Origin of the sequence: Cupriavidus sp. SZY C1, assembly GCF_032190535.1 — a bacterium.
GTDB classification, from domain to species: Bacteria; Pseudomonadota; Gammaproteobacteria; order Burkholderiales; family Burkholderiaceae; genus Cupriavidus; species Cupriavidus pauculus_C.
Genome location: NZ_JAUANU010000001.1, coordinates 308,914 through 334,390, shown reverse-complemented (window position 1 = coordinate 334,390; position 25,477 = coordinate 308,914). Strand labels below are relative to the sequence as shown.

General features: G+C 68.9%; 23 protein-coding genes. 12 read left to right on the top strand and 11 right to left on the bottom strand.

The features are described from left to right. Positions 1-91 precede the first annotated feature (91 nt). Together orn and QTN24_RS01625 are read left to right on the top strand one after the other, a co-directional pair. Positions 92-718, top strand: a complete 627-nt coding sequence (orn, locus tag QTN24_RS01630) for an oligoribonuclease (RefSeq protein WP_124683626.1) — start codon at positions 92-94, stop codon at positions 716-718. Between the two features lie 78 nt (positions 719-796). After that, entirely contained in the window at positions 797-1,678 is an 882-nt protein-coding gene (locus tag QTN24_RS01625; protein WP_124683627.1) for an AEC family transporter, read from the top strand. Between the two features lie 43 nt (positions 1,679-1,721). Here QTN24_RS01625 and mog read toward each other — a convergent pair whose 3' ends face one another. Continuing rightward, positions 1,722-2,369 (bottom strand): molybdopterin adenylyltransferase, encoded by a 648-nt coding sequence (mog, locus tag QTN24_RS01620; protein WP_124683628.1) that lies wholly within the window; start codon positions 2,367-2,369, stop codon positions 1,722-1,724. After that, positions 2,366-2,992 carry a ribosome biogenesis factor YjgA gene (gene yjgA / locus QTN24_RS01615; RefSeq protein ID WP_124683629.1) on the bottom strand — a complete coding sequence of 209 codons (627 nt, stop codon included), beginning with the start codon at positions 2,990-2,992 and terminating at the stop codon, positions 2,366-2,368. Before yjgA ends, mog begins: the two co-directional genes overlap by 4 nt. Before the next feature lie 48 nt (positions 2,993-3,040). Here yjgA and pmbA point away from each other — a divergent pair, with 48 nt between their 5' ends. Further along, positions 3,041-4,408, top strand: a complete 1,368-nt coding sequence (pmbA, locus tag QTN24_RS01610; protein ID WP_124683630.1) for a metalloprotease PmbA — start codon at positions 3,041-3,043, stop codon at positions 4,406-4,408. Between the two features lie 60 nt (positions 4,409-4,468). On the opposite strand, the gene QTN24_RS01605 is transcribed toward pmbA, so the two are convergent. The 3 genes from QTN24_RS01605 to QTN24_RS01595 all read right to left on the bottom strand — a co-directional run bounded on the left by QTN24_RS01605 (position 4,469) and on the right by QTN24_RS01595 (position 6,587). Next, on the bottom strand, positions 4,469-4,969 hold the full coding sequence (locus QTN24_RS01605; protein WP_313835106.1) for a dihydrofolate reductase: 501 nt from the start codon (positions 4,967-4,969) through the stop codon (positions 4,469-4,471). Then, entirely contained in the window at positions 4,966-5,760 is a 795-nt protein-coding gene (locus tag QTN24_RS01600) for a thymidylate synthase (protein ID WP_313835105.1), read from the bottom strand. The genes QTN24_RS01605 and QTN24_RS01600 overlap by 4 nt, the downstream gene beginning before the upstream one ends. 110 nt (positions 5,761-5,870) lie before the next feature. Further along, entirely contained in the window at positions 5,871-6,587 is a 717-nt protein-coding gene (locus tag QTN24_RS01595; RefSeq protein ID WP_124683657.1) for a TerC family protein, read from the bottom strand. Positions 6,588-7,169: 582 nt separating this feature from the next. Here QTN24_RS01595 and egtD point away from each other — a divergent pair. Next, positions 7,170-8,273: an L-histidine N(alpha)-methyltransferase gene (gene egtD, locus QTN24_RS01590; protein ID WP_313835104.1), complete on the top strand. Its 1,104-nt coding sequence runs from the start codon at positions 7,170-7,172 to the stop codon at positions 8,271-8,273. Positions 8,274-8,414: 141 nt separating this feature from the next. After that, positions 8,415-9,671 (top strand): SUMF1/EgtB/PvdO family nonheme iron enzyme, encoded by a 1,257-nt coding sequence (locus QTN24_RS01585; protein ID WP_124683659.1) that lies wholly within the window; start codon positions 8,415-8,417, stop codon positions 9,669-9,671. A gap of 64 nt (positions 9,672-9,735) precedes the next feature. Here the strand turns inward: QTN24_RS01585 and QTN24_RS01580 are convergent, their stop codons facing one another. From QTN24_RS01580 to QTN24_RS01560, 5 genes are all read right to left on the bottom strand, one after another. Then, positions 9,736-11,646 (bottom strand): DEAD/DEAH box helicase, encoded by a 1,911-nt coding sequence (locus QTN24_RS01580; RefSeq protein ID WP_313835103.1) that lies wholly within the window; start codon positions 11,644-11,646, stop codon positions 9,736-9,738. Between the two features lie 850 nt (positions 11,647-12,496). Then, on the bottom strand, positions 12,497-12,712 hold the full coding sequence (locus tag QTN24_RS01575) for a hypothetical protein (RefSeq protein ID WP_313835102.1): 216 nt from the start codon (positions 12,710-12,712) through the stop codon (positions 12,497-12,499). A gap of 148 nt (positions 12,713-12,860) precedes the next feature. After that, positions 12,861-13,127 carry a hypothetical protein gene (locus QTN24_RS01570; RefSeq protein WP_124683662.1) on the bottom strand — a complete coding sequence of 89 codons (267 nt, stop codon included), beginning with the start codon at positions 13,125-13,127 and terminating at the stop codon, positions 12,861-12,863. 82 nt (positions 13,128-13,209) lie between these two features. Beyond that, complete coding sequence (locus QTN24_RS01565) at positions 13,210-13,476, bottom strand: hypothetical protein (RefSeq protein ID WP_124683663.1); 267 nt, start codon at positions 13,474-13,476, stop codon at positions 13,210-13,212. A 69-nt stretch (positions 13,477-13,545) separates the two neighbouring features. Then, a complete protein-coding gene (locus QTN24_RS01560; protein WP_124683664.1) occupies positions 13,546-13,821 on the bottom strand; it encodes a hypothetical protein in 276 nt (91 codons plus the stop codon). Between the two features lie 405 nt (positions 13,822-14,226). Between QTN24_RS01560 and QTN24_RS01555 the strand changes: the two genes are divergently transcribed. Beyond that, positions 14,227-16,356 (top strand): protein kinase domain-containing protein, encoded by a 2,130-nt coding sequence (locus QTN24_RS01555; protein WP_313835101.1) that lies wholly within the window; start codon positions 14,227-14,229, stop codon positions 16,354-16,356. Positions 16,357-16,368: 12 nt separating this feature from the next. Here the strand turns inward: QTN24_RS01555 and QTN24_RS01550 are convergent, their stop codons facing one another. Beyond that, positions 16,369-17,628, bottom strand: coding sequence for a formylglycine-generating enzyme family protein (locus tag QTN24_RS01550; protein WP_313835100.1), 1,260 nt, complete (start codon positions 17,626-17,628; stop codon positions 16,369-16,371). A gap of 223 nt (positions 17,629-17,851) precedes the next feature. Between QTN24_RS01550 and QTN24_RS01545 the strand changes: the two genes are divergently transcribed. The 6 genes from QTN24_RS01545 to QTN24_RS01520 all read left to right on the top strand — a co-directional run bounded on the left by QTN24_RS01545 (position 17,852) and on the right by QTN24_RS01520 (position 25,471). Continuing rightward, positions 17,852-18,280, top strand: coding sequence for a DUF4399 domain-containing protein (locus tag QTN24_RS01545; protein WP_313835099.1), 429 nt, complete (start codon positions 17,852-17,854; stop codon positions 18,278-18,280). Between the two features lie 27 nt (positions 18,281-18,307). Further along, positions 18,308-18,814 (top strand): DUF4399 domain-containing protein, encoded by a 507-nt coding sequence (locus QTN24_RS01540; RefSeq protein WP_313835098.1) that lies wholly within the window; start codon positions 18,308-18,310, stop codon positions 18,812-18,814. Positions 18,815-19,279: 465 nt separating this feature from the next. After that, positions 19,280-19,543, top strand: a complete 264-nt coding sequence (locus tag QTN24_RS01535) for a hypothetical protein (RefSeq protein ID WP_313835097.1) — start codon at positions 19,280-19,282, stop codon at positions 19,541-19,543. 160 nt (positions 19,544-19,703) lie between these two features. Further along, entirely contained in the window at positions 19,704-21,284 is a 1,581-nt protein-coding gene (locus QTN24_RS01530) for an efflux transporter outer membrane subunit (protein ID WP_313835096.1), read from the top strand. 210 nt (positions 21,285-21,494) lie between these two features. Continuing rightward, positions 21,495-24,092 carry an FHA domain-containing protein gene (locus tag QTN24_RS01525; RefSeq protein WP_313835095.1) on the top strand — a complete coding sequence of 866 codons (2,598 nt, stop codon included), beginning with the start codon at positions 21,495-21,497 and terminating at the stop codon, positions 24,090-24,092. Beyond that, positions 24,089-25,471, top strand: a complete 1,383-nt coding sequence (locus tag QTN24_RS01520) for an HlyD family efflux transporter periplasmic adaptor subunit (protein WP_124683671.1) — start codon at positions 24,089-24,091, stop codon at positions 25,469-25,471. The genes QTN24_RS01525 and QTN24_RS01520 overlap by 4 nt, the downstream gene beginning before the upstream one ends. The last annotated feature ends 6 nt before the right edge of the window (positions 25,472-25,477 follow it).

Sequence of the window (25,477 nt, the reverse complement as noted above, 5' to 3'; positions counted from 1 at the left end):
AGATATGCGAGAATTATAAATTGTTCGCCCCCGGCCACCCGCGTTGCCGGGGCGTTTTCCTTCCGAATCCCATATCAAGCCGTACCGCCAGATGACAAGTCCCGCCGCCGCCTCCGTCAAAAGTGAAAACAACCTTGTCTGGCTGGACATGGAAATGACCGGCCTGCAGCCGGACAGCGACCGGATCATCGAAGTGGCGGTGGTGGTCACGGATTCCGAGCTGAACATCCTGGCCGAGGGCCCGGTGCTGGTGATTCACCAGCCCGACGCCGTGCTGGACGCGATGGACAACTGGAACAAGGGCACGCACGGCCGCTCGGGCCTGATCGACAAGGTCAAGGCGTCCACGCTGACCGAGGCCCAGGCCGAGGCCGAGCTGATTGCCTTCCTGAAGCGCTGGGTGCCGGCCGGCAAGTCGCCGATGTGCGGCAACTCGATCTGCCAGGACCGCCGCTTCATGGCCCGCTACATGCCGAAGCTGGAAGCGTTCTTCCACTATCGCAACCTCGACGTGTCCACGCTCAAGGAACTGTGCAAGCGCTGGGAGCCGGCCATCCACAAGGGGTTCCACAAGCGCCAGCTTCACACGGCGCTGGCCGACATCCTGGAATCGGTGGAAGAGCTGCGCTACTACCGCCAGCACTTCATCAAGACGCCGGCCGAGGCCGCCGCGTCGGTCCCGCCGGCACCGGCCGCCCCCGCCGCTCCCGCGGCATAACGCCCGATCCTGCCAAGCCGGCGGGCGGTTCCAGGACGGGACGGCCACGCCGATCCGTCCGTCCAGCCGCCCCCCGCCATGTTCACGCGCATCGTCTCGATCATCACGCCGGTCATCCTGATCATCCTGATCGGATGGATCTACGGGCGGCGCGCCCATCCGGACATGACCGGCATCAACCGCGCCATGCTGGAAGTGATCGCACCGCTACTTGTGGTGTCGGCCTTCATCAGCAAGGACTTCGTGCTGGCCGACCATCTGGTGCTGCTGGCCAGCGCCGTGGCGGTGGTGATCGGCTCGGGCATCCTGGCCTGGATCGTGGCGCGGATGAGTGGCGCCAACCCGCGTACCTTCGTGCCGCCGATGATGTTCAACAACAGCGGCAACATGGGCCTGCCGCTGTCCGTCTTCGCGTTCGGGCAAGTGGGGCTGGCGCCGGCCGTGGCGCTGTTCGCGGCGTCCAACCTGATGCATTTCACCATCGGGCTGAAGATCGTGAACCGGCAGGCGTCGATGGCCCAGATCGCCCGGAATCCGATGGTGCTGGCGACGGTGGCCGGCGTGGCGCTGTCGCTGGCCCGGCCCGTGTTCGCGCTGCCGCAGCCGGTCTACGAGTCGATCAAGCTGCTGGGCGATGCCACCGTGCCGCTGATGCTGTTTGCGCTGGGCGTGCGGATGAAGGACGTCAGCCTGCGCAACTGGGGCATGGGCGTGCTGGGTGCCGTGGTCTGCCCGCTGGCGGGCATCGCCGTGGCGCTGCTGATCGTCTGGTGGGTGCCGATGACCGAGCTGCAGCGCGGCCTGCTGTTCGTCTTCGCGGCGCTGCCGCCGGCCGTGCTGAACTTCCTGGTGGCCGACCACTACCGGCAGGAACCGGACCAGGTGGCCTCGATCGTGCTGCTCGGCAATATCGCGGCGGTGGTGTTCGTGCCGGTCGGGCTGTATCTGGGCCTGAAGTAGGGCCTGAAGTACGGCCGGGCGGCTGCGCCCGGACCCGCCCGCGTCAGACCGTCGGCCCGGGGGTCTTCCGGACTGCGCTCTTGGGCCGGAACGCCTTCACGATGGTCGCGTCGGTCTCGATGTACGGGCCGCCGATCAGGTCGATGCAGTACGGCACGGCCGCGAACACGCCCTGGACGGCCACGCGGCCTTCCACGTCGCGCAGGCCCTCCAGCGTCTCGCGTATCGCCTTCGGCTGGCCGGGCAGGTTGACGATCAGCGCGGCGCGGCTGGGTGTCTCGCGGATCACCGCCACCTGGCGCGACAGGATCGCCGTCGGCACGAACTGCAGGCTGACCTGCCGCATCTGCTCGCCAAATCCCGGCATTTCCTTGGTACCCACCGCCAGCGTGGCTTCGGGCGTGACGTCGCGGCGCGCCGGGCCGGTACCGCCCGTGGTCAGCACGAGATCGCAGCCGGCCACGTCGACCAGTTCGATCAGCGTGCGCGAGATCAGCGGCGCTTCGTCCGGGATCAGCCGCTCCACGGCCTGCCAGGGCGACGTCAGCACCTTGCCGAACCAGTCGCGCAGCGCAGGGATGCCTTCGTCCTGGTAGGTGCCGGACGAGGCGCGATCCGAAATGGAAACGAAGCCGACCACCAGCTCGTCGGGATGATTGCGGGGCACGGGGGCGGTCAGCGTCGGGGTCATGCCTGCGGCTCCTCGGGGTTGGCGGGCGCGCCGTCTTCGTCGCCGTCATCGCCGCCTTCCAGCGCGGCCTTGATGACCTGGAACAGCTCGCGGTAGTACTTCGGCGGCTTGCCGAGTTCCTTTTCCCTGCGGGCGCCGCGGATGATGTTGCGCACGGACTGGACGTCCACCTCGGGGTGCTCGCCCAGGAATTTCGTGAGCTGGGCGTCGTCGGCCAGCAGCAGGTCGCGCCAGCGCTCGATCAGGTGCAGCCGGGCCGTCTCGGCCTTGCTGGTGCCCTTGAAGCCTTCCAGCGCGGCGCGGATGGCGGCCACCTCGTCATCGTCCAGCCCGCGCATGACCTTGCCGACGAACTGCATCTGGCGGCGCTTGCCTTCGTGGCTGGTGATCTTGCGGGCGGCCAGGACGGCGTCGGCCAGCGCCTCGGGCATCGGCACGCGCGCCAGGCGGTCCTTGGGCAGCGCCTCCAGCTCGGCGCCCAGGTCCTGCAGCGCGGTCATGTCGCGCTTGCGCTGCGACTTGCTCTTGGGCTGGTCGTCGTCCTCTTCCGGCGCAAAGGCGCCGGGGAAGCGGCCGTGGGGGCCTTGGGAGTTGTTACGGGTATTTCGCGTCATGGCCGGCATTTTATCTTGCTATGATTCCCGTTTGGACTTTTGATCACGCCCGCCCATATGAGCCAGACCGCCGAGAAGACCGCGCATTTCACCTATACCCAGGACCAGCTCAAGGCCATGGCGGCCGATGTGCTGCGCGTGGCACGCGAGCTGGGCGCGACGGACGCCGCCACCGAGATCTCCGAGGGCAGCGGCCTGTCGGTGACCGTGCGCAAGGGCGAGGTGGAGACCATCGAGCAGAACCGCGACAAGGTGGTGGGCGTGACGGTGATGATCGGCCAGCGCCGCGGCAACGCCAGCACGTCGGATTTCTCGCCGGCCGCGCTGCGCGCCACGGCCGAGGCGGCGTACAACATCGCCCGCTTCACGGCCGAGGACGACTGCGCCGGGCTGGCCGAGGAAGCGCTGCTCGAACGTGATCCGCAGGACCTGGACCTGTTCCACCCGTGGACCATCGACGCCGAGGGCGCCATCGACATCGCGCGCCGCGCCGAGGCCGCGTCGTTCGCGGTGTCGCCGAAGATCCGGAACAGCGACGGCGCCAGCGTGTCGGCCCAGCATTCGCAGTTCGTGCTGGCCACGTCGCGCGGCTTCGTGGGCGGCTATCCGTACTCGCGCCACTTCATCTCGGCCGCGCCGATCGCCGGTTCGGGCAGCGGCATGCAGCGCGACGACTGGTACTCGTCCAAGCGCTCGCCGCTGGCGCTGGCCGAGCCGGAGGCCATCGGCCGCTACGCCGCCGAGCGCGCGCTAGCCCGGCTGAATGCCCGCAAGCTGTCCACGCGCAAGTGCCCGGTGCTGTTCGAGGCGCCGCTGGCGGCCGGCCTGCTTGGCGCCTTCGTCCAGGCGGTGTCGGGCGGCGCGCTGTACCGCAAGTCGACGTTCCTGTACGACACGCTGGGCAAGGCCGTCTTTGCGCCGCACATCCAGATCAACGAGCAGCCGCACGTGCCGGGCGCCATGGGCAGCGCCCCGTTCGACGAGGAAGGCGTGCGCACCCAGGCCCGCGACGTGGTGCGCGACGGCGTGGTGCAGGGCTATTTCCTGTCGACCTACTCGGCGCGCAAGCTGGGCATGCAGACCACCGGCAACGCGGGCGGGTCGCACAACCTGACGCTGACGTCCACCCTGACGCAGCCCGAGGATGATTTTGCCGGCATGCTGCGCAAGCTGGGCACCGGCCTGCTGGTGACGGAACTGATGGGGCAGGGTGTGAACTACGTGACTGGCGACTACTCGCGCGGCGCGTCGGGCTACTGGGTCGAGAACGGCCAGATCCAGTACCCGGTGGAGGAAATCACCATCGCCGGTAACATGGTCGAGATGTTCCGCCAGATCGTCGGCATCGGCGCCGATGCACTCGTGCGCGGCACCAAGGAAACCGGCTCGATCCTGATCGAGCAGATGACGATTGCGGGCAACTGAGGGCCCGGGCGGGCCGTCCCGGCCTGCGGCCCTCTCCCGGCGGGGGGAGGGCAAGAAACGCTACTCTTCCCCCGACGCCGGCCGTTCGTACGTCACGAACGCGTAGTCAAAGCCGTTGGCGGCCGAATGGTGTGTCTCCCGCGCGACCTCGTTCCATCGGGACCGGTCGACGGCCGGGAAGAAGGCGTCGCCTTCGATGTCGGCATCGATCTCGGTGACGATCAGGCGGTCCGCGCTCGGCAGCGCCTCGGCGTAGAGCTGGGCGCCGCCGATCAGGAAGACCTGCTCCACGCCCACGCACAGCCGTTGCGCGTCTTCCAGCGACGCCGCCACTTCGGCACCTTCCAGCTTCAGATCCCGGTTACGGCTCACCACGATGTTGCGGCGGCCGGGCAGCGGGCGGCCAATCGAATCCCAGGTCTTGCGTCCCATGATTATCGGCGCGCCCAGCGTGGTGCGCTTGAAGTGCTGCAGGTCTTCCGGCAGGCGCCAGGGCAGCGTGTTGTCGCGGCCGATCACGCCGTTGCGGGCGCGGGCGACGATCAGCGTCAGCAGCGTCATACGGCCACCGGGGCCTTGATGGCCGGGTGCGATTCGTAGCCGACCAGCTCGAAATCCTCGTACCGGTAAGCGAAGATGCTGTCAGGCTTGCGGCGAATGTGCAGCGTCGGCAACTTCATCGGCGCGCGCGCCAGTTGCGTCTGCACCTGCTCGAAGTGGTTGCTATAGATATGGCAGTCGCCGCCGGTCCAGACGAAGTCGCCCACGCCCAGGTCGCATTGCTGCGCGATCATGTGCGTCAGCAGCGCGTAGCTGGCGATGTTGAACGGCACGCCCAGGAAGATGTCGGCGCTGCGCTGGTAGAGCTGGCAGCTCAGCTTGCCGTCGGCCACGTAGAACTGGAAGAACGCGTGGCACGGCGGCAGCTTCATCTGCGGGATCTCGCCCACGTTCCAGGCCGAGACGATCAGCCGGCGCGAGTCCGGATTGCTGCGGATCTGCTGCACCACCTCGCTGATCTGGTCGATGTGCCGGCCGTCCGGGGTCGGCCACGCGCGCCACTGGTAGCCGTAGATCGGCCCGAGTTCGCCGTTGGCGTCGGCCCACTCGTCCCAGATCGTGACGCCGTGTTCCTTCAGGTACTGGATGTTGGTCGAACCCTGCAGGAACCAGAGCAGTTCGTGGATGATCGACTTCAGGTGCAGTTTCTTGGTGGTGACGACCGGGAAGCCCTCGTTCAGGTCGAAGCGCATCTGGTAGCCGAACACCGAGCGCGTGCCGGTGCCGGTGCGGTCGGACTTTTCGGTGCCGTGTTCGAAAACATGGCGCATGAAGTCGAGGTACTGTTTCATCGGCGCGGGGAAGGGAATGTGACGTGCGCCACCGGGGCGCAAAGCGGGAATTCTAGCCTGAAAGCAGAAAGCCGCCCGAAGGCGGCTTTCCGGTCAGACGACCAGGCCGGTCAGTGGCTTTCCACCGGCTTCTGCGCGGCCTCGCGCTCGCCGCGACGCTTCTGCGTCAGGTAGCCAGCACCCAGCACGCCGCCGATGATCACCACGTACAGGCCCCAGTAGACCACGGGCTGGCTTTCGAACCAGGCCTTGGTCAGCGGCTCGTGCAGCACCATCTTGACGGCGGTGAAGGCCAGCACGCCAGCGCCGATGAAGATCACGGCCGGGAAGCGGGCCATCAGCTTGAGCACCAGGCTGGAACCCCAGACCACGATGGGGATGCTGATCAGCAGGCCCAGCACCACGAGCAGGAAGCTGCCGTGCGCGGCGCCGGCCACGGCCAGCACGTTGTCCACGCCCATCACGGCGTCGGCGATGATGATCGTCTTCATGGCACCGACCAGCGTATTGGCACCGGAGCCGTGCTCGTCGCCGTCTTCCTCGGCGGCCAGCAGCTTGTAGGCGATCCAGACCAGCGCCAGGCCGCCCACGAGCAGCAGGCCGGGGATCTTCAGCAGCCAGACCACGCCGATGGTCATCGCCGAACGCACCACCACGGCACCGACGGTGCCCCAGACGATGGCCTTCTTCTGCAGGTGGGGCGGCAGGTTACGCGCCGCCAGCGCGATCACGATGGCGTTGTCGCCCGCCAGGACCAGGTCGATGACGACGATCGACAGCAACGCTGTCAGGAACTGCATCGTGAACAGATCGGTAAACCACTCCATGTACGCTCCTAAGGTGCCAAAAATGCTGGCCAATGGCCGGCAAGGTTTCTTGTTGCACCTGGGATCTGCGGAAGCGCGCCGAAGCGGGATGGGGCCGCCTTTGCAAACCGTAGAAACCAGGTGTGCAAAGGTCTTGCTCGACTGGCTGGCGCGGAATGCGCGCCAGGGTCAGCACAACCGGAGACGTGCGGACGTCTCGGAATGACGATTGTGCTAAGGGCATTCGATGCCCCCAAGCTACTCCCCTTTAACTTCCCTTTCTGGAAGGGATGCGTGATGACCGGATGCTTCCGGCCAGCACGTTGGACGCGATTATAAGGGAACTCCGATGAAAAATGTTGCGCTGCCGGGGTGGGGTTTGTATGTATTCAGGATCAGACATGAATGCCGTGCGGCAGTTTGTAAAGTGATGCAACGTGTCACGCAGGTATAAGCATATGCACCTATGCTATGAAGATTGGCCCGGAAGATGTGCGCCAGACCGGACAGGCGCGCATCCCGGCCCAGCCGCACCGACCTGACGCGTCCGTGCGGGTTTGCAGAGAGGGATTCACCGTAGTGCCCAGACAACAAGGAAACGTCATGCCGGCCTCCACTACGCTCCAGACGCCCGACACCCAGACCTCCCGCCCCACCTCCCGCAACAACGCCCCCCACCGCCAGAACGGCCACGCCACGCCCGAGATCGCGCCCGAGCCGCGCATCGTCGTTGGCAACGGCCATGCCCGTGCCGGCCTGCAGCCCGAGTTCGTGCAGCAGTACCGCGAGGACAGCGGCGCGCTGCGCACCGAGATTGCCGAGGGCCTGAGCGGCAGCCCGGCCCGCATCAGCCCCAAGTTCTTCTACGACGTGCTGGGCTCCCGGCTGTTCGAAGCCATCACGGACCTGCCCGAGTACTATCCCACGCGCACCGAGGCGTCGATCTTCGCCACGGCCGCCCCGGCCATCGCGGCCCGCGCCGGCAGCGGCTGCGTGCTGATCGATCTGGGCGCCGGCAACTGCCAGAAGGCCGCGCGGCTGTTCCCGAGCCTGCAGCCGGCCCAGTACGTGGCCGTCGACATTTCCGTCGATTTCCTGCGCGGCACGCTGAACGGGCTGCAGCAGCAGCACCCGCATATCCCGATGCTGGGCCTGGGCGCCGACCTGTGCGCGCCGCTGGACCTGCCGCCGAGCGTCCGGCGCGGCCGGCGCCTGTTCTTCTATCCCGGTTCCAGCATCGGCAATTTCACGCCGATCGAGGCGCTGGCGCTGCTGCAGCGGCTGCGCGCCGCCACCAGCGCCGGCGACGGCGTGCTGATCGGCGTGGACCTGTTCAAGCAGGCCGACACGCTGGTGGCCGCCTATGACGATGCGCTGGGCGTGACCGCCGCGTTCAACCGCAACGTGCTGCGCAACGTGAACCGCATCGTCGGCAGCGACTTTGCGATCGATGACTGGCGGCACGCGGCCACGTTCGACACGCAGGCGTCGCGCATCCAGATGCACCTGGAGGCCCTGCGCGACGTGACCGTGCGCTGGCCCGGCGGCGAGCGGCGCTTTGCAGCCGGCGAGCGCATCCACACCGAGGATTCGCACAAGTACCGGCCCGAGGATTTTGCGATCCTGCTGGAGGCCGCCGGCTTTACCGACCCCGTGAGCTGGACCGATCCGCGCGGCTGGTTCGCCGTGTTCCACGCACGCGGCTGACGGTGGCGCGGCCGGCGGGGTAGCCGCGCCGCCGGCAGGGTGAAACGGCGCGCGCCGGAACGGTCCGGCGTGCGGTGTCATAATGCGCGCAGCCGGCCTGGCGCCGGCGACTTCGTTCACCCCTCTGACACGGACGTCCCGATGAGCGGCTTCTCCATGCTTCCCGATCTCCATTTCAACGGCGGCACTGCGGCGTGGCCCGACGCGCGCCGGCTGCCGCGCGAGGGATTGGCGCAGGCGCTGGTGGAATCGCGCAACCGCACGCTGGCGTGGCTGGGTGCCTTCGGCCAGACCCGCAAGGGCTGGGCCGTGCCGCGCCAGTACGATGGCAACCCGCCGTTGTGGACGCTCGGCAATATCGCCTGGCACGCCGAATGGTGGTGCCTGCGCGGCGTGCGGCACCTGGAGCAGGGCGGCATCCGCCTGCCGGTGGCCAGCGAGCCGTCGCTGCTGGATGGCGCCGACGAATGGTTCGACCCCGAGCGCATTGGCCCGGACGAGCGCTGGGAAATCGCGCTGCCCGACGTGGCCGTGGTCAAGCAGTACGCCACGCGCGTGCTGGACGGCCTGCTGCGCCGCATCGCGCTGCTGCCCGACGATAACGACGACACGCTGTACGCGTTCCGCCGCGCGCTGCACTACGAGGACGTGCAGGGCGAAACCGTCGCCACGCTGCTGCAGGCGCTGGAAATGGCGCCCGTGGAGCCGGCGGCAATCGTGCCGGGGGTGTCGGTGTCGTCGGCCGGCACGCTGCATTTCCCGGGCGGCAACTTCACGCAGGGCTGGCCCGATGCCGACGGCTTTGCCTGGCCCGACGAGCGTCCGGCGCAGAAGGTCTACGTGCCGGCGTTCGAGATCGACGCGGCGCTGGTGACCAACGCCCAGTTCCTGGAATTCGTGGAAGACCGCGGCTACGAACATCCGTCGTACTGGTCGGCCGCCGGCCGCCAGTGGCTGATGACGCAGGAGCGCTCGGCGCCGCGCTACTGGCTGCGCCACGCGGTCAGCCGTAGCTGGGTCAACACGCGCTTTGGCACGGAACGCACGCTCAACCCCGATGAACCGGTGCGCCACGTGACGCTGTTCGAGGCGCAGGCGTGGTGCGTCTGGGCCGGCCGCCGCCTGCCGCAGGAGGTGGAGTGGGAACTGGCCGCCACGCAGAACCGCGGCCTGCAATGGGGCGCGCTGCGCGAATGGACCGCCACCCCGTACGAGCCCTACCTGGGCTTTGCCGCCGAACCCACCGACGGCGAGATCATCGGCCGCTTCGGCACCCACCAGGCCGTGCGCGGCGTCTCGTTCGCCAGCCCCGCCCGCCTGCGACACGTCCGCGCCCGTACGGCACTGCTGCCCGAGGACGACGTGTCGTTCGTTGGATTCAGGACTTGCGCGGTGTGAGGATGCAAGCGCAGCCACAAAAAAAGGCACCCGAAGGTGCCTTTTTCATTTCCAGCCTGATCGATCAGCGCTCGTAGCGCGAGCGGCTGTTGCCGTTGCGCTGGCCGCCAAAGCCGCCGCGGTCGCCGAACTTGCGGTCGCCAAAGCTGCGCTCGCCGCCGAAGCTGCCGCGATTGCCGTCGCGCTGGCCGCCTTCGCGGTTGCCGAAGCCACCACGGTTGCCGTCGCGCTGGCCAAAGCTGCGTTCGCCACCAAAGCTGCGCTCGCCGCCGAAGCTGCGTTGCTGCTGGCCTTGACCCTGGCCTTGACCCTGACCCTGGCCCTGGCCGCGATAGCCGCCGGTGCCACGGTCGCCGAAGCCGCGTTGTTCGCCGCGATCGCCGAAGCCACGGTTCTCGCCGCCAAAGCCGCGTTGCTCGCCACGATCGCCGAAGCCGCGGTTTTCGCCGCCGAACTTGCGCTCGCCGCCGCCGAAGCTGCGGTCGCCAAAGCTGCGCTCGCCGCCTTCGCGGTTGCCGCGATAGCCGCCACCGCTGTTGCCGCCACGGTAGCCACCGCCGCCGTTGCCACGGAAGCCGTCACGGCCGCCGCCCGGCTTGCCGCCGAAGTTCGAACGCGGCTTGGGCGTGCGGCGCGGTTCCAGACCTTCGATCACCGACGCGTCGATGCGATGGTTGGTGAAGCGCTCGATGCGGCGCCACTGGAACATGTCGCCGTGGTTCACCAGGTTGATGGCGATGCCCGAGCGGCCGGCACGGCCGGTACGGCCGATGCGGTGCACGTAGTCCTCGGCCTGCTTGGGCAGGTCGAAGTTCACCACGTGGGTGATGTCGGGCACGTCGATGCCGCGCGCGGCCACGTCGGTGGCCACCAGCACGCGCAGGTTGCCGCGGCGCAGGGCCGTCAGCGTGCGGTTGCGCGCGCCCTGGGTCATGTCGCCGTGCAGGGCGCCGGCGGCAAAGCCGGTGTCGGACAGGCGCTCGGCCAGCGAATCGGCATCGCGCTTGGTGGCCGTGAAGACGATGGCCTGCTTGAGCGACGAATCGCGCAGCAGGTGGTCGAGCAGGCGTTCCTTGTGCGACATGTCGTCGGTGAAGTGCAGGCGCTGTTCGATGTTGCTGTGGTCGGCGCGCGCGGCGGCGATCTCGATGCGCTGCGGGTCCTTCAGCTGGCGCGACGCAAGCTGGGCGATGCGGGCGTCCAGCGTGGCCGAGAACATCAGCGTCTGGCGCGACGCCGGCGTGGCGGCCACGATGGCGTCGATGTCATCGGCAAAGCCCATGTCCAGCATGCGGTCGGCTTCGTCGAACACCAGCATGTCCAGCGCGGACAGGTCGATGCGGCCGGCTTCGATATGGTCGAGCAGGCGGCCCGGCGTGGCCACGAGGATGTCCGGCATGCGCGACAGCATGGCGAGCTGCTTCGGGTAGGGCATGCCGCCCAGGATGCTGGCGCAGACAATACGGCGCAGGTGGCGGCCGTACTTGGCGGCGGCCTCGGTCACCTGCAGGGCCAGTTCGCGCGTCGGCGTCAGCACCAGCAGCGACGGCTGGGCCGCGGCCGGACGGGGGCGCTTGCCCTTCATGCGCTTGGCGGGCTCGCTGGGACGATTCGGCGCCGGCTTTTCGCTGATGCGCTGGATCGCCGGCAGCATGAACGCGGCGGTCTTGCCCGAACCGGTCTGGCTGGACACCAGCAGGTCGCGGCCGGCCAGGAAGGCGGGAATCGCCTGGGCCTGCACCGGGGTGGGGTTGTTGTAGTTGGCTTCGGCCAGGGCGCGCAGGATGGCGGCGTCAAGGCCGAGATTTGCGAAACCGCTTTCCGGAGCCGGCGACGCCGGCGCGGCCGGTGCTGCATCGGCGTTGAGCAGGGCGTCGAGCTTGTCGAGCGGGCTCACGGCAGCGGCGGGCGTGGCAGTGGCGTCGGCGGCGGAAGCAAAAGGCTGCTCCGCACGGAAATCTTCGTGCTGGGTCATGTCGTACGTAATAAAAATGCATGGCACCCCCGGGCAGTGTGCGCAAAGGGGTGGGCGCAAGTGCAAAGTCTTAAAAAGGCTTCGGCGCCAATCGGTAGGCCGTTCGACAGACTCAGCTGGCAATACGGCGGCAGGCAGGGGGCGGCTGGAAAATGCTAACCGGCCGAAAATCCCTGGCAGGCAAACAGCTCAACAATGACAGGCTGTTATCAGGATCGGAGACGAGGCGACGTCAGGTGAGCGGTGCGTTCTGGCCAGGCACCTGTCGGAACATCGTGTGATGACAGAGGCAGGGAGCAGATCTTGGGAGGTAGCGGATACGCCACGGCAGGGTGCCGGGGGCGCGGTGCGGAACTCACAGTGCGAAACTCACGGCGCGGAGTATAGCAGAACCCCGAGTTTTTTGTTGCGGTGCGCAAGCGCGCGGCCGTTGAAAACGTAATCAAACGTAAATGGCAGTCCGCCGCCCCGGCCGGCCGAAGCCGCTTGCATGTGGGGGACCGCTACCTATACTCCAGAGCGCGGGCTTGCCTGCCCGCACGGGGCGGACGTTCCACAGTCCCGCTGATCCTGCCTTTGGCAAGGTTCGCTTGCCACTCGGCGCCGGCATTGCGGTCATGCATGCCATGGCCAGGTTTCCTTCGACTGTCCGGGTGGTCCGGATGGGCGTCCGCGTCATGGGCGGAACCATGGGGCAACCTGCGTGGCACCGGAATGACCGGAAGCCGCCGGCGACGCAGACCCAGGAGGTCCGGGCCCGTCCGCAGCCAAAGCCCGCCAATTGCTTGGCGGGCTTCTTCTTTTTTGCGACCTGGCGTCGCGCGCAGCCGATGGGGCCCGGATTGCGGCCCTACTTGCGCGTGCGCCCGGTTTCCCGTTCCTGCCCTGCAACCTGCGATGTGCCGGGAAAACCTTCCGGATACTGGATCAACCGCGCCAGCGGCTGGCGCCGGTGTGCCTGCCAGCGATAGCTGCCGGCCAGCCGCGCGCCGCCGATGATGGCGGTCATGGCCTCGCGGTCGAGGTCCATGTTCTCCGACAAATCCTTGATGACGATGACTGCCATGGCGTTCTCCAGCGAGCGGGCCTTGCCACGGCCGGCCGCAACGGCGCCGGTCGGGCGGCGCCGGGGCAGGCGCGGGCCCGATTCAGTATAGGCGAGGGGTGCTGCCGCATGCGCCGGGCACGTGGCAGGCCCCTGCCTGGCGCGGCGTTCAGGCCACGGCCAGGTTGCCGCCCCATTGCGTCGGCTTGACGTTGAGCGCAAGGTTGCCCAGGTCGACGCCGACGATCTTGTTGTTGTTGAAGGCGGCAACGTTCACCTGCTGCAACTGCTGCACGCTCTGGTTGATGTTGATGTTCACCAGCGGGCCGGCTGCGGCAATCTTGCCGAACCAGTCGGCGCCGCCACGGATGGCGCACAGCGACTGCTGGTCGAGGTCCTTGCTGACGGCAAGGTCGCGGACGATGATCGATGACATGGTGGACTCCTGATGCAAGTGCGGTGGGTGCGGGCCGCCGGGCGGGCGCCTGCGGGCGGCGCCCGTCCGGCCGGGGGCGGACTCAGGCGTTGTTCTGCGCGTACTGGTTCGTGCGCACGGTGTTCGACAGGTGGTCCTGGAACGCCGAGCCATTGCCGAAGTAGTTGCCTACCTCCTGCATTTGCTGGTTCTGCTGGTCGATCTTCACGTGCGAGTCGAACGACAGCTTCACGGGGGCGTAGACGCTGGTCCACGGGGCGATCAGGCCCAGGCCGCCGCGCACGGACTTCATGCGGGTGGCTTCGAGGGTGGCGGTGCTGGACAGGTCGAGGATGGTCAGGGTGCTCATGGCAGTCTCCTAGCGGGTGGTGTGGTGCGTGGGTCTGGGTAAAAGCTGTGCGGTGGCGTGGCCAGGGGCTCAGGCCGGGTGGTACACGTTGTTCTGCGCGTACTGGTTCGTCGTCACCGTGTTGTGCATGTTTTCCTGGAAGGCCGAGCCGTTGCCGAAGTAGTTGCCCACCTGCTGCATCTGCTGGTTCGACTGGTTGACCGTGAACACCTTGTCGATCGACAGCTTGAACGGGCTGTAGACCGTGGTGACGGGCAGGATGGCGATGCCGCCGCGCACGGCACGGCAGGCGCGGGCGTCGAGGGTTTCGGTGGAGGACAGGTCCTTGATGGTCAGCGTGGTCATGATGGTCTCCTTGAGAGGAAGGGGTGCTTCGGGTCAGGTGATGAGCATCGGGTTGGTGTCGCGCTCGGACCAGATATCGCAGCAAGCGTGCCAGCGCGGGCCCGGCGCGGCGTGAAAAGCCGGCGAGCCTTGTGCCGCAACGGTTTGCGGGCTGCGGGGCGGGGTGTGCGATGGGGTGCGGCCGCGGCGCGGGCCGGGCCGGTGGTGGGGCCGCGCCAACAGAATGGTGTCGGGTGTCGGCGCGGGGGCAACGCCGGGGTGTGCGCGGCCGGGCAGGGCGGCATTGCGAATGGCCGGAGTGCGCACTAGTATCCATCGAAGGCAACGTGCCGTGATGCAACGGTTGCGCCCCTGAGGGCGCGGCCAGTTGGCCACCCTCGGCCACCACTCGTCGGGATGCACCGGATGTCCAGCCTGACCGAACTCATACGGGATTTCCAGCGCGGCAGCATGAGCCGCGACGAATTCCTTGCATCGGTGGATCTGGCCCTCAAGGACGATCAGACCGACTCGACCCAGTTCGCGCGCGTGCTCGCCGAGGAACACACGCGCTTTCCATTGCCCCCGGCCGTCTATGCCGAGGTGCTGCATCGCATCGACTCGCACCTGTCCACGCAGTTCGACCCGATGGGCGACGTGCGGCACGCGCCGCCCGGCCCCGGCGAGGAAACCCGCATCGAGCCCGACCTGGCCGGCTACGGCGCGGCGGCGCCGGGCGGCGTGGCCACGGGCAGCACGGGCACCGGCGGCACCACGGGCACCACCGGTGGCACGGGCGGCAGCCACGGTGCGCTGTTCACGGGCGGCCATGTGCCGTCCGGGCCCACTAAGGGCGTGGGCGACACGCTGAACGGCCGCTTCGTGCTGGAGGAATGCCTGGGCGTGGGCGGCATGGGCACGGTCTACAAGGCGCTGGACCTGCGCAAGCTGGAGGCGTCGGACCGCAAGCCGTACATCGCCATCAAGGTGCTGAACATGCAGTTCAGCGGCCATCCGAAATCGCTGATCGCGCTCCAGCGCGAAGCGCGCAAGGCCCAGCAGCTCGCCCACCGCAACATCGTCACCGTCTACGACTTCGACCGCGATGGCCCTACGGTCTTCCTGACCATGGAATACCTGCAGGGCAAGTCGCTGAACCGCGTGCTGCGCTCGCCGGAATTCCAGGGCCTGCCGTACATCAAGGCGATGCCGATCATCGTCGGCATGGGCAGCGCGCTGGCCTACGCGCACGAGCGCGGCTTCGTCCATTGCGATTTCAAGCCCGCCAACGTGTTCCTGACCGATCGCGGCGAGGTCAAGGTGATCGACTTCGGCATCGCGCGCGGCTTCCAGCAGCCAGCCGACGACGCCGACCAGACCGTGTTCGATCCCGGCTCGCTCGGCGGCATGACGCCGGCCTACGCCAGCCCCGAGATGTTCGAGCACCGCGAGCCCGACCCGCGTGACGACATCTACGCGCTGGCCTGCGTCAGCTACGAACTGCTGACCGGCAAGCATCCGTACAACCGCGTGTCGGCCACCGAGGCCCGCGCGAAGAACCTGAAGCCCGTGCAGCCGCGCACGCTGTCGCGCGGGCAGTGGAAGGTGTTGCGCCAGGCGCTCTCGCTCGATCGCGCCACGCGCACGCCGACGGTCAAGCAGTTCCTGGCCGGGCTGGGCGCCGAACCGCAGAGCGTGGGCACGGGGCTGCCCGTGATTGCCGGCAGCGTCATTGCCGGCGTGGCGCTGGCCACGGGCGTGCTGGTCTACTTCTGGCGCAGCCACCAGCCGTCGCCCGATGCCGCGCGCCCGCCGCCCCAGGCTGCGGCGCCCGCTGTGCGCGAACCGGCCGTGCCCGAGGCCGTGCCGCTCAAGCCCGAGGCCGTGGCGCAGGTCATCGCCGCCACGCCCTGCGCGCTGCTGCACGCGAACATCGAAGGCAACACGCTGGCAGTGGACGGCTACGTGGCCGATTCGGCGCTGGCCGGCCTGCGCGACAAGCTCGGCAAGCTGCCCGGCGTGAAGACGCTGAAGCTGGACGCCGCGCCGCTGACCGCCGACAAGTGCGATGTGGTGCGGCTGGTCGCGCCGTACTGGTCGGGCGGCCAGCGGGCGGGAGCGGGGGACAAGGCCGCCGACAAGTCCGGCGCGCTGCTGCGCACGCGTGGCGGCACGCAGCTGACCGAGGGCACGCCGCTGGTGCTCGATGTCAACACGCCGCCGCACGAATCGTATGTCTACGTCGACTATTTCGCGGCCGACGGCAAGGTGGCGCACCTGGTGCCCAGCGGACGCGTCCAGGGCAACCAGGCGCCCGCCAGCTACAGCGCCACGGTGGGCGACAGCGGCGACTGGGTCATCTCGAAGCCATTCGGCACGGAACTGGTGGTGCTGCTGACCACGCCGGCGCCGCTGTTCCCGGCGCGCCGGCCCGAGGTGGAGACGCGGCAGGACTACCTGCGCGCGCTGGAAAAGCCGCTGGCGCAGATGGCCAGCAAGCACGGGCGCGAGAAGATCAGCGCCGACATCGTGCAGATCTCGACGCGCGCCAAATAGGGGCCGGGCCGGCTACCGGGCGGCGTCGCGCACCACGCGGAATCCGTTCTGGGACTGCCGCACGCTGGTGCTGTACTTGAACCGCGTGGACGACACCATGTAGCTGGCGCCCTCGCGCCACGACCCGCCGCGGATCACGCGCGCCGTGCAGGCCGGTTCGTCCCAGGCGCGGCCGTCGGTGGGCGCGTTCTTGTACGAGCTGTGCCAGCAGTCGGCCACCCATTCCCAGACGCTGCCGTTCATGTCGTGCAGGCCGTACGGGTTGGCCGCGAACGATCCCACGTTGGCCGGCGCGGCATCGCTCCACGGGTCGCCGCAGTCCTTGCAGTTGGCGTTGCCCTTGCTCATCTTGTCGCCCCACCAGAACGCGGTACTGGTACCGCCGCGCGCCGCATATTCCCATTCGGCCTCGGTGGGCAGCCGGTAGGGCTTGCCGGTGGTCTTCGACAGCCACGCGACGTACTGCTGCGCGTCGTCCCAGCTGATGTCGCGCACCGGCGCGTTGCGCGCGTCGGCGGGGTTGGTGGCAATGCGCGGGCAGGCGTTGGCGTCGGCGCAGGCATTCCATTGCTCGACGGTGACCTCGTACTTGCCGATGGCGAACGGGCGGCCCACGTTCACCTGGTGCGGCGGGCGCTCGGCTGGGTCGCTGGTGCTGCTGCCCATCGTGAACGCGCCCGGGTTCAGGCTGACCATCACGGGACACTGCGGACAGTCGCGCGACTCGCCGCCCTTGGCCTCGGCCGGCCGCGCCGCGCCGGCGGCGGGCGCTTCCTTGCCCTCGGCGGGATAGGTGATGGTGCCCTGCGAGATCGCACCGCCCGCGCGTGTGCGCGGCTGGCCGCTGGCGGACGGAGGCGGGGTGGGGGCGGGCTTGGCGGCTGGCGGTGGCTTGGTGGTTTCCGCCCTGGTGTCCGGCCTGGCTTCGGGTTTCGGTTCCGCCTTGGCGGCCGGCGCCGGCGCTGGCGCAGGTGCCGGTGCGGGCTGTGCCGGCGTGGCCGCGCGGATCCGTTCGAGCCGCGTCTTGGCCAGCGCCGCGAAGCGGCCGTTCGGGTACTGCTTCAGGTACGCCTCGTAGTCGGCGGCGTAGGTGCTGTTCTTGATCGAATCCCAGAACGACAGCTCGTACTGCTCGTCGCTGTTCTTGGGCAGGATGCCCGCACGGGCCGGGGGTGCCAGCGCATCCGTGGCCACGGTGGCCCAGTGCCGGCCGTCGCCATCCACTCCCGCGCCCAACGCCAGCAGCGCCACGACAAATGCTTTCCGCCACATATTCACCCCCTTCAGGATCGCCGCGGCGTGCGGTGTGGAGTTGCCGTGACGCGGTACCGGCCGTTTCAAGATAGCACAGCGCTTGTGGCGTGAAAGTTCGCTTTTTGGGGCCTTCCGACCTACGCTGTAGGACACATCGCCGAGCGCATCAAGAACATCCACCAAGAATCCGCTCCCGCGCGGGGGACCGTGTGCAGCGGACAGATCTCCGGGAGGAGCCGCCATGTCCAGACGATCCCTGCAGCGCGCGCTCGCCGCTGCGTTCCTGGCCAGCTGGACCACGCTCGCCATACCGCTGACGGTGGCCCCGAAAGGCGCCGAGACCTACATCATCTGGCCGGGCGACGGCGCGGTCATCGACGGCGGACGGCTCTGGGTCCGCATGGGGCTCAAGGGCATGGGCATCTGCCCCAAGGGCATCGAGCGGCCCAACTGCGGCCACCACCACCTGCTCATCGACGCCGAACTGCCGCCGCTGGACAAGGAAATCCCGAACGACCGCAATCACCTGCACTTCGGCGCCGGCGAGACGGACGCGCGCATCGAACTGCCACCGGGCAAGCACACGCTGCAGCTTCTGCTTGGCGACAGCAAGCACGTCCCGTTCGATCCGCCGATTTACTCCAGGAAGATCACGATCACCGTGCGCTAGCGCACACAGGTGCGAACGGGGAGAGCCATGACCCATCTCAGACCGATGCTCATCGCGGGACTGGCGGCGCTGGCCGTCGCCGTGCCGTCATCGCGCGTGCAGGCTGCCGACGCGTCGGCACCAGCGGCGCACGCCGACCACGCCTCGGCCCCCGCGGCCGCCAAGGGCACGGGACCCACGCCGGCGCCCCGGAACGCCTACCTCTACATCGGCTACCCGAACAACAACCAGACCATGCCGGCCGGCAAGCCGATCAAGGTCTGGTTCGGCCTGCGCAACATGGGCGTGGCGCCCAAGGACGTCAAGTTCCCGAACACGGGCCACCACCACCTGCTGATCGACGTGGACCTGCCGCCGCTGGACAAGGAGATTCCCAACGACCGCAACCACCTGCACTTCGGCGCCGGCGAGACAGAGACCACCATCGAGCTGCCGCCGGGCAAGCACACGCTGCAACTGCTGATGGGCGACGAGAAGCACATCCCGACCAACCCGCCGGTCTACTCGAAGAAGATCACGATCTATGTGAGATGACCGGCCCAGAGCTAGGCGCGCCAGGACGGGGCGGTCCGGCCCGGCGCCACGCGGCGCACAGCGATGTGCGCCGTTTTTTTTTAATGAGCTTGCCGGTGGTTTGCTCCCCTCTCCCGCTTGCGGGAGAGGGGTTGGGGGAGAGGGCCAGCGGCTCAAGTTACGACGTTGATCGGCAAGCAGACACGCCACGCCCTCTCCCCCGGCCCCTCTCCCGCGTTGCGGGAGAGGGGAGCGAACCGACAGTGCGGGAGAGACTAGTTGGACCGGATCCAACACTCGACGGCCCACGAACAGCGCCCGCAAACCGCCCCGCCACCCCCAATCCCTTGCCCCACAAGCCTTTCCAGCTTTTTATCCCGCCCCGCCCACCCCCTGGCACGCTTGCTGCGATATCCAGTCCGAGCGCGACACCAACCCGATGCTCACCACCTGAAACGCAGTGACCTTCCTTTCCAGGAGACCATCATGACCAAGCTGATCATCCGTGACCTGTCCTCGACCGAAACCCTCGACGCCAAGGCGCTGCACGCCGTGCGTGGCGGCACCGTGTTTGCGCCGCGTACGTCGATCTTCACGCCCGTGAGCCTGTCGTTCGAATCGCACAAGACGGTCACGCAGCAGAACCAGCAGATGCAGGAGGTAGGCAACTACTTCGGCAACGGCTCGGCCTTCCAGGACCACATGCGCAACAGCGTGACGACGAACCAGTACGCCCAGAACAACGCCTGATATTCGTACCGGTTCAGGCGGCAGCGGCGTCGCAGGCCAGTTCATCGGCTTCGGCGCCGGCCGCCCGGGGAGCTTGCGCCGGGGACACCTCCGCCCCGGCGCTTTTTTTGCCCGCGTGTTCCGCGCGCCGGGCACGCAAGCCGAGGTTGGCGTCTGCCGCATGCCGACCCACAATACAGATCGAACGCCAGGACGTCCTGCCACGGTCCGCTGGCGCTCCCAGCAGGAAGCCATCGTGAATGCCCTAGCCTTTGCGCCGCGCCGCCTTCTCCGGGTCTCCGGCATCGCCATCGTGATCGCCACGCTGGCCGGCTGCGCCGATTTCCGGCCCCCCACGTACCAGCGGCCCGAGACGCCGGCCAAGGCCGCGTGGACAGGCGACCGCGCCGGCAATGCAGCGGTCACCGTGTCGCCGACGGAAACCATCGTGCCGAACTGGTGGCAGGCGTTTGGCGACCCCTACCTGGACCAGCTTGTGGCCCGCGCGCTGTCCGGCAACTACGACATCAAGGTGCTGGCCGCGCGCATCCGCGTGGCAGGCGCCCAGATCGCCGAGGCGCGGGCCGGCGCGCTGCCGGTGTTCGACATCGGCGCCGGCGTCGATGTGACGAAGACGACCGGGCAGGCCGTGTCGAAGACCTACAACCTGGGCGGCACCGTGAACTGGGACATCGACGTCTGGGGCAAGGTCGAGAAAGGCGTGCAGGCCCAGACCGCCGAATTCCGCGCCACCGAAGCCGACTGGCGTGCCGGCTACCTGTCGCTGGTCTCTGACGTGTCGATCACGTACTTCACGATCCTCCTGCTCGACGAACAGCTTGCGCAGCAGCGCCAGACGCTCGCGCGCAACAACGACATCCTGGCGACCTACAAGGCGATGCTGGCCAACGGCCTGCTGCCGCAGATCCGCGTGATGCAGCAGCAGGCGGAGATCAACCGGCTGACCAAGGACCTGCTGGAGTTGCGCCGCTCGCGCGACGTGGCCGAGAACGCGCTGGCCACGCTGGTCGGCGTGCCGGCCGGCGAGCTGCGGGTGCCGCCGGGCAAGCTGCAGGAGCGCGTGAACCTGCCCGCGGTGCCGGCCGGGCTGCCGTCGCAGTTGCTGGCGCGCCGGCCCGACATCGTCGCCGCCGAATACCGCGTGCTGGCCGCCTACAACCTCGTGGGCCAGGCGCGGCTGGCGCAGCTACCCAGCATCAGCCTGACCGCGCGCGGCGGCACGGCCAGCTTTGCGCTGTCCGACCTGATGAAATCGTTCACGTTCGGCTTCATGCCAAGCATCAACCTGCCGATGCTGGACCCCAACGTGCGCGCCCGCGTGAAGACGACCGAGGCCAACGTCGGCGTGGTCGAGAACGAGTACGGCCGCACCGTGATGACCGCGTTCGAGGAAGTGGAGAGCGCGCTGGTCAACGTCGACGCCCACAAGCAGCAGCGCATCGAGCTGCAGCAGCAGGTGAACCAGCTGCGCGTGGTGGGCAGGCAGATCGAGGCCCAGGCGCGCGAGGGCATCGCGTCCCAGCTCGACGTGTTCGAGTCCGAGCGCTCGCTGCTGGCCGCCGAGCAGTCGTTGTTGGCCGCCCACCAACAAATCCTGGCCGACACCGTCACGCTGTACAAGGCACTCGGTGGCGGCTGGCCCGACGTAGCGGTGCGCAACGCGGCGGCCGATGCCGGGGCCGATGGCGCCCCTAGCGCGCCCGCGCCGGCGGGCGTGGCGGCACCCAAGGCGGCGCGTTAGCCGCAGCGGCGTCCAAAGCGTTTCAACCCTGAAACCCGCACCGCGCGTGCGTGCGCGCAACGCTGCGGCGCAGCGCATTGACTCCCCCCGAGCGTGGCCTACTATGTTCTTACCCGTGACCTGTCGCCCCTTTGCCGACGCATGCGGCGCCCGTCGCTGCGCCGGCTCGCGGTTGCGCGCCACAGGCCCCACTGTTGGCTCAGTTGAAACATGACGCGCGACGAAGCTCCCTTCATGGATGTGCCGGTCATGGCGCCACAGGCGGGCCAGGTGTTCGACGTCCTGCTGATGCCGGTGTCCCGCCCCGAGCTGGGCGAGATCCGCATCGACGAGGACCTGTTCGCCATCGGCCGCGGCGAGGCGCCGTTCGCCGCGTATCCGACGGAAGCCGTCTCGGTGCTGTCGCGGCGCCACGCGCGCATCTTCTCGGAGGACGGCGCGGTCTACGTGGCCGACCTGGGCAGCAAGAACGGCACGCGCGTCAACGGCGACGCCGTGGCCCAGCAGCCGGCCCGGCTGCGCGATGGCGACGAACTCAGCTTCGGCGCGGGCCTGGCGTACCGCGTGCGGCTCTATGCGCGGCAGGCCGATGCCGAGCCGCCGCGCGTGGCCGTCACGCTCACGCCGATGCGCGACGAACTGGGTCTGCAGCCCGTGGTCATCGCCGGCTTTCCGTTCCTGGTCAGCAAGGCCGACGAGACGTTTGCCCGCTACCGCGACGCCTATCCGCACCAGGTCAACTACCTGTCGCGCCGCCACGCGCACGTGTACCTGAAGCATGGCGTGCCGTGGATTGAGGACCTGGGCAGCACCAACGGCACGTTCGTCAACGGGGTGCGGCTGCGCGACCAGTCGATCCGGCTGGAGCCGGACGACGTGCTGGCGTTCGGCGGCAGCCATTTCGTCTATCGCGTGGGCATCGAGCGCGAGGCCGACGCCGATGCCACGGCCACGCGGACGTCGATCGTGCCGCCGCCGTCCACGGCCCCCGCCGACGCGGCGCCGCCCATCGATGCCGATCCCGACAAGACCACGTTCGTCGGCGCGGCCGATTCCTTCCTCGACATCTTCTGCATGGACTATCCGGCCGCGCAGGAGGACGAGGTCAACCCGGAGGCGCTGCCCGACAGCGGCGACGTGCCCCATGCCCCGCCCAGGCGCGGCCGCGTGACGATGATGCTGGTAGAGGCGATGCGCAGCTTTGGCATCCGCGACCGCGCCCAGTTGGAGCGTGCGGCGCGCGTGGCCATCCTGCTGATTGCGGCGCTGGCCATCGGCGGCGGCTACCTCTGGTGGCGCGGCGCGCCGGACCGCTCGCTGCAGGCGCTGGTCGACGCGGGCAAGTACGTGCGCGCGGCCGAGGTGGCCGACCAGGTGCTGTCCCGCCATGGCGACGACACCCACTACCAGACGCTGGGCGCCCAGGCGCTGATGCGCGCCTACGTGCCGCAGTGGGTGGCCAGGCTGCAGGCCGCCGACTTCGACGGTGCGGCGGCCGTGCTGGACGAGATGCGCGCGCGCAGCCGGCACAACGCCGACGGCCGCGCGCTGGTGGGCGAACTGGCGTGGGTGGGCGACGTGGAGCAGTACGTGGCGCGGCGCGGCGGCATCGAGGGGCCGATCCGCATGTTTGGCGACGAGGGCCGTATCCGCGACCTGCTGCGGCGCTGGGAGGCCGACACCGCGTCGCACCAGCGGCTGCTGAACCGCATCGCCAATGACGTGCCGCCGTTCCGCGACACCTACGCGCGGGCGATGAGCGACCTGCGGCGGCTGCAGAACGACGAATCGGTGTTCCTGGCCGCCATCGACCGGCTCAACGCGGCCATCGCCCGCGAGCTGTCGCGCGAGCGGCCCGAGGCGCTGCAGCCGATGCTGGCCGAGTACAAGGAGAAGTATCCGCGGCTGGCCGGGCTGGATCGCGTGGAGCGCGACCTGGGCCAGTACACCGCGATGATCGTGGCGCTGCGCGACCGCGCGCCCGGCCCACTGGTGGCGCAGATGCAGCAGGCGCGCTTCCAGACGCCGCCGTTCGAGGCCGCCTACCAGAAGCTCAAGGCGACGCAGTTGCCCGGCGACGACGTGCAGAAGCAGTACGTCACGGCCAGCAAGGCGTGGGAGCAGGGCAACGGCGAGGCCGCCATCGCGGCGCTCAAGGCGGTGTCCGCCGGCCCCTGGGCGGCCGACGTGGCGCGCGATGCCGCGCACAAGGAACAGGTGCTGGCCCAGTACGCCGCCGTGCGGGCCGCGCGCGGGACGCCGGGCTACGACAGCCAGCTCCTGGCGTTCTATGCGTCGCTGGACCCCCGGAGCGATGCGTTCTTCGCCAAGGCCATCGACGCCGACGTCAACGGCATCCGCGAGGCCGCGCTGCGGCGCGCCAACCAGTTGCTGAACCGCGCGGCCACCGGCTGGCGCCAGTACCGCAACAACGGCCTGATAGCCGGCGAGCAGCGGCTGGAAGCGGGGGTATCGGCCAGGTTCCGCGCGCAGGCGAAGCTGCTGGCCGACGCGCAGGAAGACGCGCGGCAGGGGCTGCGGATCTACGCGCAGCTGCGGATCGACGACACCGCGCAGTGGAGCAAGGTGCGCGACGACATCCAGGCCGAGATCGACGCCCAGCGCCGCGCGCTGAACGACCTGCGCATGGTGCTGGACCCGGCCGTGCTGAAGACCAAGCTCGCGCTGGTGGGCGAGGGCAGCCCGCCCGAGGCGCGCCCGGACACCCGTCCCGACGACCGGCCCGGCGACGGCACCACCACCGCGGCCAAGCCGGGCGCCCAGGCCGCGCCGGGGAGCACGCCATGAAGGACGACAACCGCGACAACCGGCTGCGGCCGCTGAACGAGGCGCTGGAAGACCACAGCGCCGAGGGCATCGCGCTGCTCAGCGCCGAGCCCCGCCGGCTGACGCTGCTGACCGTGGTCGTCACCGGCGTGCTGGTGCTGTGCGCGCTGCTGTGGTCGTTCTTCGGGCATGCGGACGTGATCGTCACCGCGCAGGGCACGCTGGCGCCGGAGTCAGAGGTGCGGCGCTTCTACGCGCCGGTCGATGGCGAGCTGGTGGACCTGTACGTGGCCGAGGGCCAGCCCGTGTCGAAGGACGACGTGGTGGCGCGGCTCAACGCGCGCGGCGCGATCGAGGCCGCCGCTAACGCGCTGCAGGCCCAGCTCAAGCTGGAGGACGCCGAGCGCGAATGGAAGCAGTTTCCGGAGCGCAAGGCGCTGCTGGAACGGCGGGCGCTGGCGCTGAAGCAGCAGATCGAACTGGGCACGCGCCAGCACGAGAACCGGCTGGCCGAAGGCACGACGCGGCTGGCCGAGCAGCAGCGCGCGCAACTGGCCGAGGCGCGCAGCAACCTGGAGAACGCCCGCCGCGCGCGCGATTTCGCGCGGCAGGAGCAGGACCGCTATGCCCGGCTGTTCGCGCTGCCGGCTGGCGGCGGCGTGTCGCAGTCGCAGGTCGAGGCCAAGCGCGCCGCCACGCTGGACGCCGAGAACACGCTGCGCGTGGCGCAGTCGCGGCTGACGGAGCTCGACGCCCGGCTGGCGCAGCAATACACGCAGGCCAGCGCGCTGCTGGAAGGCAGTGGGCAGGAGCTGGCGAGCCTGCGGGTGCAGTACGACGCGGCGGTGCGCGAGATCGCCAGTACCGAGGACAAGCTGCGGCTGCAGGTGCAGACGGCCCGGCTGGTGGCCGATGCCGCCGCGCGCATCCGCTTCGAGAACATCGACAAGGACAACTTCCTGCTGATCCTGGCGCCGGTGGCCGGGGTGGTGACCGACGTCACGTCGACGCAGCGCGGCGACAAGGTGCAGGCCAACACGCCGCTGGGCGGCATCGCGCCAAAAGACGCGCGGCCGATGCTGCGCATCGAGATTGCCGAGCGCGACCGCGCGTTCCTGCGCGAGGGGCTGCCTGTGAAGCTCAAGTTCAGCGCGTTTCCGTACCAGCGCTACGGGCTGATCGCGGGCACGCTCGAATACATCTCGCCGGCCACCAAGCCGTCCGGGCCGGACAAGCAGCCCGTGTACGAGGGCCGCGTGCGGCTGGCGCAGGACTACTACAGCGTGGCGAGCAACAAGTACCCGCTGCGCTACGGCATGACCGCCACGGCCGAGATCGTGGTGCGGGAGCGGCGCCTGATCGACCTGGGGCTCGACCCCTTCCGGCAGGTGGCGGGCTGAACGGAC

What these genes read in the sequence shown, in the direction of transcription:
- QTN24_RS01540 (WP_313835098.1), top strand. Translation starts at nt 18,308, where the DNA reads ATGACCCATCTCAGACCGATGCTCATCGCGGGACTGGCGGCGCTGGCC.
- QTN24_RS01570 (WP_124683662.1), bottom strand. Translation starts at nt 13,127, where the DNA reads ATGTCATCGATCATCGTCCGCGACCTTGCCGTCAGCAAGGACCTCGAC.
- QTN24_RS01545 (WP_313835099.1), top strand. Translation starts at nt 17,852, where the DNA reads ATGTCCAGACGATCCCTGCAGCGCGCGCTCGCCGCTGCGTTCCTGGCC.
- QTN24_RS01595 (WP_124683657.1), bottom strand. Translation starts at nt 6,587, where the DNA reads ATGGAGTGGTTTACCGATCTGTTCACGATGCAGTTCCTGACAGCGTTG.
- QTN24_RS01605 (WP_313835106.1), bottom strand. Translation starts at nt 4,969, where the DNA reads ATGACGCTGCTGACGCTGATCGTCGCCCGCGCCCGCAACGGCGTGATC.
- QTN24_RS01555 (WP_313835101.1), top strand. Translation starts at nt 14,227, where the DNA reads ATGTCCAGCCTGACCGAACTCATACGGGATTTCCAGCGCGGCAGCATG.
- QTN24_RS01560 (WP_124683664.1), bottom strand. Translation starts at nt 13,821, where the DNA reads ATGACCACGCTGACCATCAAGGACCTGTCCTCCACCGAAACCCTCGAC.
- QTN24_RS01565 (WP_124683663.1), bottom strand. Translation starts at nt 13,476, where the DNA reads ATGAGCACCCTGACCATCCTCGACCTGTCCAGCACCGCCACCCTCGAA.
- QTN24_RS01625 (WP_124683627.1), top strand. Translation starts at nt 797, where the DNA reads ATGTTCACGCGCATCGTCTCGATCATCACGCCGGTCATCCTGATCATC.
- yjgA (WP_124683629.1), bottom strand. Translation starts at nt 2,992, where the DNA reads ATGCCGGCCATGACGCGAAATACCCGTAACAACTCCCAAGGCCCCCAC.
- QTN24_RS01530 (WP_313835096.1), top strand. Translation starts at nt 19,704, where the DNA reads ATGCCGACCCACAATACAGATCGAACGCCAGGACGTCCTGCCACGGTC.
- QTN24_RS01550 (WP_313835100.1), bottom strand. Translation starts at nt 17,628, where the DNA reads ATGTGGCGGAAAGCATTTGTCGTGGCGCTGCTGGCGTTGGGCGCGGGA.
- QTN24_RS01525 (WP_313835095.1), top strand. Translation starts at nt 21,495, where the DNA reads ATGACGCGCGACGAAGCTCCCTTCATGGATGTGCCGGTCATGGCGCCA.
- QTN24_RS01585 (WP_124683659.1), top strand. Translation starts at nt 8,415, where the DNA reads ATGAGCGGCTTCTCCATGCTTCCCGATCTCCATTTCAACGGCGGCACT.
- QTN24_RS01520 (WP_124683671.1), top strand. Translation starts at nt 24,089, where the DNA reads ATGAAGGACGACAACCGCGACAACCGGCTGCGGCCGCTGAACGAGGCG.
- orn (WP_124683626.1), top strand. Translation starts at nt 92, where the DNA reads ATGACAAGTCCCGCCGCCGCCTCCGTCAAAAGTGAAAACAACCTTGTC.
- egtD (WP_313835104.1), top strand. Translation starts at nt 7,170, where the DNA reads ATGCCGGCCTCCACTACGCTCCAGACGCCCGACACCCAGACCTCCCGC.
- QTN24_RS01580 (WP_313835103.1), bottom strand. Translation starts at nt 11,646, where the DNA reads ATGACCCAGCACGAAGATTTCCGTGCGGAGCAGCCTTTTGCTTCCGCC.
- QTN24_RS01575 (WP_313835102.1), bottom strand. Translation starts at nt 12,712, where the DNA reads ATGGCAGTCATCGTCATCAAGGATTTGTCGGAGAACATGGACCTCGAC.
- mog (WP_124683628.1), bottom strand. Translation starts at nt 2,369, where the DNA reads ATGACCCCGACGCTGACCGCCCCCGTGCCCCGCAATCATCCCGACGAG.
- QTN24_RS01535 (WP_313835097.1), top strand. Translation starts at nt 19,280, where the DNA reads ATGACCAAGCTGATCATCCGTGACCTGTCCTCGACCGAAACCCTCGAC.
- pmbA (WP_124683630.1), top strand. Translation starts at nt 3,041, where the DNA reads ATGAGCCAGACCGCCGAGAAGACCGCGCATTTCACCTATACCCAGGAC.
- QTN24_RS01600 (WP_313835105.1), bottom strand. Translation starts at nt 5,760, where the DNA reads ATGAAACAGTACCTCGACTTCATGCGCCATGTTTTCGAACACGGCACC.